The sequence below is a fragment of the Mycolicibacterium arseniciresistens genome, from assembly GCF_030519285.1.
Taxonomy (GTDB): Bacteria; Actinomycetota; Actinomycetes; order Mycobacteriales; family Mycobacteriaceae; genus Mycobacterium; species Mycobacterium arseniciresistens.
The window spans coordinates 22,532-28,776 of sequence record NZ_JAUMSQ010000098.1 but is presented as its reverse complement, the minus strand read 5'-3'; the positions used below and the strand labels follow the sequence as shown (position 1 = coordinate 28,776).

Genomic DNA, 6,245 nt, shown 5'->3' with positions numbered 1-6,245 from the left:
GCCCGCCGACCGGTCGGCGGTGCTCGCCCGGCTGGCGAAGCTGGCCGACGAGCACGCCGACGACCTGGTCGCCGAGGAGGTCAGCCAGACCGGCAAGCCGGTGCGGTTGGCCGCCGAGTTCGACGTCCCCGGCAGCGTCGACAACATCGACTTCTTCGCGGGCGCCGCGCGGCATCTCGAGGGCAAGGCCACCGCGGAGTACTCCGGCGACCACACCTCGAGCATCCGGCGCGAGGCCATCGGCGTCGTCGCCACCATCACCCCGTGGAACTACCCGCTGCAGATGGCGGTGTGGAAGGTGCTGCCCGCACTTGCCGCCGGGTGCTCGGTGGTGATCAAGCCCGCCGAGATCACCCCCCTGACCACGCTGACGCTGGCCAGGCTGGCCACCGAGGCCGGACTCCCCGCGGGCGTGCTCAACGTCGTCACCGGCGCGGGACACGACGTCGGCACCGCGCTGGCCGGCCACCGCGACGTCGACCTGGTGACCTTCACCGGGTCCACCCCGGTGGGCCGCAGGGTGATGGCCGCCGCCGCCGCGCACGGCCACCGTACCCAGCTGGAGCTGGGCGGCAAGGCGCCGTTCGTGGTGTTCGACGACGCCGACCTCGACGCCGCGATCCAGGGTGCGGTCGCCGGTGCGCTGATCAACACCGGCCAGGACTGCACAGCCGCGACGCGGGCGATCGTGGCGCGCGACGTCTACGACGACTTCGTCGCCGGTGTGGCCGAGGTGATGGGCAAGGTCGTCGTCGGCGACCCGCACGATCCCGACACCGACCTGGGGCCGCTGATCTCGATGGCGCACCGCGCCAAGGTGGCGGGCATGGTCGAGCGGGCTCCCGGCCAGGGTGCGCGGATCGTCACCGGAGGCACCACCCCGGATCTGCCGGGTTCGTTCTACGCGCCGACGCTGATCGCCGACGTGGCCGAGGACTCCGAGGTGTACCGCGACGAGATCTTCGGACCGGTGCTCACCGTGCGGCCGTTCACCGACGACGACGACGCGCTGCGGCAGGCGAACGACACCGACTACGGGCTGGCCGCATCGGCGTGGACCCGCGACGTGTACCGCGCGCAGCGGGCATCGCGCGAGATCCAGGCCGGCTGCGTGTGGATCAACGACCACATCCCAATCATCAGCGAGATGCCGCACGGCGGTGTCGGCGCATCGGGGTTCGGCAAGGACATGAGCGACTACTCACTCGAGGAGTACCTCACCGTCAAGCACGTGATGAGCGACATCACCGGCGTCGCCGACAAGGAATGGCACCGCACCATTTTCAAGCGGCGCTAGCGCGTCATTCGCGGGGCACGACCACCACGGGGACGTCGACGCCGGCCAGGATGCGCGCGGCCGTGGAGCCCAGGAAGATCCGCCTCGGCGCGGCGAAGCGGCTGGAGCCGACGACGAGCAGCGCACCGTCGTCCCACCTGAGTTTCTTGAGCGCCGACTCCAGCGTCATGCCCTCGGCGACAAGGGACTCGATCTCCGGCGCGTCGGGAAGGGCGCGCGCCGCGACGGCGAGGTTCTCCTCGGCGGCGGCGATCTGGAACTGCCGCACCTCCTTCACGCTCTCGGCCTCGGCGAGGTTCTCCGCCGACACCAGCGACAGCATGCGGATCGGCAGGCCTGCAGCGCTGGCCAGGGTGAGGGCGAACGGCAGCGGGTTGTCGTCGCCGGGCCGGGTGGGCACCGCCGCGGTGATGGCGGCGATGTCGTCGTCGGGGTCCTCGGCGTAGCCGCGCGGTGCGAGCGCCACCGGGATCGGCGAGGAATGCAGCAGCGCGCCGGTGACGGGGCCGATGGTGTGGCCGCCGAAGAATCCGTCACGGGCGCCGCCGACCACGATGAGGTCCGACGACTTCTCCTCGGCGAACTGCAGGAGCGACTGGGCGAAGGACTCACCGACGGTGACCGTCGATCCGGCGCTGACGCCCTTGGCCGCCAGCGCATCGACCGCCTGCGAGACCCACTCCTCGCCGCGTTCGACGAGCAACCGCTGGTACTCGCTGCGGCCCGGGCTGCCGTCGGGCATCTCCTCTCGGACCACCAGCACCACGTCGACGGCGGCGTCGAAGGTCCTGGCGAGCGCGCTGGCCAGGGCGACGCCGTCGTCGCCGGTCGGAGTGGCCAGATATCCGACTGTCAGATGCATGGCTGGTCCTTCTCTCGAGGTGACGACATCAGAAGGTGTCGGGAACCTTGACTTCGGTGCTCGCGGTCAGCGTCTCACCGCGGAAGAACCGCTTGGTGCCGAATGCGAAACACGCCAGCATCAGCGGGATACCCAGTGCCAGCATGCCGACGCCGAGGACGAAGACGCCACCTATGCCGCCGTACGCCGTCTCGCCATAGTCCTCGGCGATCATGTCGATCGCACTCTTGACGAACGCCCACGTCATCGCCGCGGCGCCGAGCAGCGGGAAGATGCCGCGGAAGAACAGGTTCCGGGCAGAGCTGAAAAGCGTGCGCCGGAAGTACCAGACGCACGCGTAGGCGGTGATGCCGTAGTAGAACGCGACCGCCAGGCCCAGCGAGGCGACGGAGTCCTGCAGCGCGTTCTGGCTGACGAACGACAGCACGAGGTAGAAGCACAGCGCCGCCACTCCCATCACCATGGTGCCGAACGCCGGGGTCATGTAGCGGGGGTGCACCCGGGCGAAGCGCTGCGGGATGGCCTCGTACACCGCCATCGACAGCGTTCCGCGTGCCGTCGGCAGGATCGTGGTCTGCGTCGAGGACAGCGCAGAGATCGACACGGTGAGCATCAACAGTGCGGACACCACGGTCCCGGCCACCGGATCGCCGAGGATGGTCAGCACGTCGTCGGCGTTCTCCTCGTTCTTCAGGCCGATGCCCTCGGTGCCGAAGCCGGCGAAGGACTGCACCGCGAAGGCGACGAGCACGTAGGTGCACACCAGGATCAGCGTGGTGATCACCGCGGCGATGCCCGGGGTGCGGCCGGGGTCCTTGGTCTCCTCGCCGACGGCCAGGCAGGCGTCCCAGCCCCAGTAGATGAAGATGCACAGGATGACCGCCGCGGCGATGGACGAGGAATCCAGGCCACTTGGCCACAGCCATGACAGCGACGGGCTGATGGCCTGTTCGCCCGCACTGCCGGCGAACACCCGCACCAGTGCGAAGATGCTGACACCGACCAGGACGACGAACTGGATCCCGATGAGCACGTTCTGAATGCGTTCGGAGAGAACGATTCCCCGCGCGCTCACCGCCGTCATGGCGAGGATGAAGAAGCAGCCCAGCAGCACCTTGGCGGTCAGGCTGTCGGCGAGCGTGTTGAAGAAGTTGTCCTCGGCACCGCCGGTGAGTGTGCCCAGGAAGCGGTAGAGGTAGATGGCCGCCACCTCGGCGACGTTGGCCAGCACGATGATCGCCGACACCGCGAGACCCCACCCGCCGATCCAGCCGATCCACGGGCCGAATGCCTTGGTGCCCCAGGTGAAGGTGGTGCCGCAGTCCGGCGTGTCCTGCGACAGTTCCTTGTAGGCGAAGGCGACCAAGAGCATCGGGATGAACGCCAGCACGAACATCGCCGGCGCCTTGTCCCCGACGGCCAAGACGACAAAGCCGAGGGTGGCGGCCAGGCTGTACGCCGGCGCGACGGCGCCGAGGCCGATGACGATGTTGCCGACCAGGCCAAGGGCCCCCGCCTGCAGCCCCTTGTCGCCGACAGCCGAGGTCGGCGGTTCCTTGATTGCCATGCCGGAAATATACGGTTTCGATGGTCTATGCGGGCGGATACAACGGAATAGTTTTCTTCCGGGTAACACAGCAACGGAATCGGTTGTCCGAGCATCGATGTCTCACGCGAATCGAGTGCGGCGTCCCATGATGCCGCCGGTCACCACTACGTGCAGCAGCTGGGGTCGAGTACGACGCAGAGTGCTTGCAGCGCTTCACTCTTGACTCGATGGAACACGTTCATGCCGCGCCGGTCGGAGATCACCAGGCCCGCATTGCGCAACTGCCCGAGGTGATGGCTGACGGTGGACTCGCTGAGACCGAGCACCGTGGCGAGGTGACCGCTGGTCTCCTCGCCGTTGAACAGGTACGACACGATCTTCACCCGCATCGGGTCGGCGATCGCCTTGAGCCGCATCGCGACGGCGAGGGCGTCCTCGTCGCTGATCGGGCCTGCGGCCACCGGGGCGCAGCACACCGGGGCCGACATGTCGATGACGGGAAGCGCTTTGGGCATGCGATCCATCATGCCATCGGTCTTGACATATATCAAAAAGGTGGCATTCTGAGTTCACGCGTCAGTTCGATATATGTCTCATCCCTATGGAGGTCCATCATGTCCCGTGTCCAGCTGGCTCTCAACGTCGACGACCTCGACGAGGCGATCACGTTCTACTCCAAGCTGTTCAACACCACCCCGGCGAAGGTCAAACCGGGCTACGCCAACTTCGCGGTCACCGAACCGGCACTGAAGCTGGTGCTCCTCGAGAACCCCGGCAGGGGCGGCACCATCAACCACCTCGGCGTGGAGGTCGCGTCGAGCGAGCAGGTGCACGCCGAGATCGCCCGATTGACCGACGAGGGGCTGTTCACCGACGAGGAGATCGGCACCACGTGTTGTTTCGCGACCCAGGACAAGGTCTGGGTGACCGGACCGGCCGGGGAGAAGTGGGAGGTCTACACCGTGCTGGCCGACTCCGACACCTTCGGCACCAGCCCCAAGCACCTCGACGAGGCGGGCGAGGCGCAGGGCGCGGTGTGTTGCGGCGGCGCGGCGGCATCCGACGCCGACCAGCCGGCCGCCACCACATCCTGCTGCTGACCCCGCACGCACAGGCAGCGCCGGTTGCCCACCATTCAGCGGGTGACCGGCGACTGCCATGTCGGAAAGCCGCGAGCCAACGGCCGCTCGAGCTGGTCGACTGGCCTGATGACACAACAGGTTCGGCCGCACTGGCCGGCGGTGTTCAGCATCGCGGCGGGCATCTTCGTGATCGTGACCACCGAGATCATGCCGATCGGGCTGCTGGTGCCGATCTCGGGCGCCTTCGCGGTGTCGACCGGAACCGCCGGACTGATGATGACCGTGCCGGGTCTGGTCGCCGCGGTGGCCGCACCTGTCGCGACGGTGGCGACGGCCCGGGTGGACCGCCGGACCATGCTGGTCGTGTGGACGGTCACCCTCGTCGGGGCGAACGTGGTGTGCGCGCTGGCGACCTCGTTCTGGATGCTGCTGGCGGCGCGGGTGCTCGTGGGGGTCGTCATCGGCGGATTCTGGTCCATCGGTGCGGGTCTGGCGGGCCGCCTGGTCGGCGAACACAGTGTGCCGCGGGCGACCTCGACGATCTTCCTCGCCGTCCCGCTCGGCTCCGTCGTCGGAGTTCCGTTGGGCACGTTCATCGCCGGCGTCGCGGGCTGGCGCGCGACCTTCGCCGTCCTCGCGGTGGCGACGGCGCTGGTGTGCGGCGCACTGTGGGCGACGGTGCCATCGCTGACACCGCGGCAGGTCACCCGTCCCGCGGTGCTCGCCGCGCTGCTCGCCCGCACCGAGGTGAGGATCGGCCTGCTGGTGACCGTGCTCGTCGTGGTCGCGCACTTCGGCGCGTACACCTACGTGTCGGCATTCCTGGACGAGGTCACCGGAATGGGTCTGACGACGGTCAGCGCGTTGCTCCTCGGCTACGGCGCGGCGGGGCTGGCAGGCAACCTGGTCGCGGGCTACACGATCCGGCGCCACCTGCGGGCCACCTTCGCGACCGCAGCGCTGCTGATCGCGGTCGCGACGCCGGCGCTGACGGTGTTCGGACACGACCTTGCCGGCGCCGCAGCGCCGCTGCTGCTCTGGGGATTCGCCTACGGCGCCGTGCCCGCCTGCTCCCAGTCACTGCTCGCGCGGGGCAGCGGTGGCGCCGACGAGGCGGCCACGGTGCTGTTCACCAGTTCGTTCCAGGCGACGATCTGCCTCGGCGCGATGCTCGGCGGGGTCGTGGTGGATCACGCGTCGCTGTCACTGCTCATGGTGCTCGCCGCGGCGACGGCGCTCGGTGCGGTCGCAGTGCTGACCACCACCGGCCGGCATGCGCGAGCGGCTCTCGGCAGCCCGGTCCGGTAGCGGTGCTCAGCGTCGACGGTCATCGTCACCGCGGCCCCGCCGATCGTGGCGGTGCCGGTCGCGACGTCCGACGGCGAAACACATCCGTTCCGCGGGGCCGGGATCCGGCACGTCACCCACCCGGCCACCGGTCCGAAGCGCACGATC

6 protein-coding genes are annotated in these 6,245 nt (G+C 68.9%); 3 read left to right on the top strand and 3 right to left on the bottom strand.

From position 1 onward, the window contains the following. Nucleotides 1–1,297, top strand: a 1,297-nt coding sequence (locus Q2100_RS14615; protein ID WP_302914651.1) for a gamma-aminobutyraldehyde dehydrogenase, incomplete at its 5' end; no start/stop codon positions are given. A gap of 4 nt (nt 1,298–1,301) precedes the next feature. Here the strand turns inward: Q2100_RS14615 and Q2100_RS14610 are convergent. The 3 genes from Q2100_RS14610 to Q2100_RS14600 form a co-directional block, all read right to left on the bottom strand. Next, nucleotides 1,302–2,159, bottom strand: a complete 858-nt coding sequence (locus Q2100_RS14610; protein WP_302914650.1) for a universal stress protein — start codon at nt 2,157–2,159, stop codon at nt 1,302–1,304. Between the two features lie 28 nt (nt 2,160–2,187). Continuing rightward, nucleotides 2,188–3,726, bottom strand: a complete 1,539-nt coding sequence (locus Q2100_RS14605) for an APC family permease (protein ID WP_302914649.1) — start codon at nt 3,724–3,726, stop codon at nt 2,188–2,190. A 146-nt stretch (nt 3,727–3,872) separates the two neighbouring features. Continuing rightward, nucleotides 3,873–4,223 (bottom strand): Rv2640c family ArsR-like transcriptional regulator, encoded by a 351-nt coding sequence (locus tag Q2100_RS14600; RefSeq protein ID WP_302914648.1) that lies wholly within the window; start codon nt 4,221–4,223, stop codon nt 3,873–3,875. A 99-nt stretch (nt 4,224–4,322) separates the two neighbouring features. Here Q2100_RS14600 and Q2100_RS14595 point away from each other — a divergent pair, with 99 nt between their 5' ends. Both Q2100_RS14595 and Q2100_RS14590 read left to right on the top strand, forming a co-directional pair. Then, entirely contained in the window at nt 4,323–4,808 is a 486-nt protein-coding gene (locus Q2100_RS14595; RefSeq protein ID WP_302914647.1) for an ArsI/CadI family heavy metal resistance metalloenzyme, read from the top strand. 108 nt (nt 4,809–4,916) lie between these two features. Further along, the gene (locus tag Q2100_RS14590; RefSeq protein ID WP_302914646.1) at nt 4,917–6,098 is read left to right on the top strand and encodes an MFS transporter; all 1,182 of its coding nucleotides are present in this window, start codon (nt 4,917–4,919) and stop codon (nt 6,096–6,098) included. Nucleotides 6,099–6,245 lie beyond the last annotated feature (147 nt).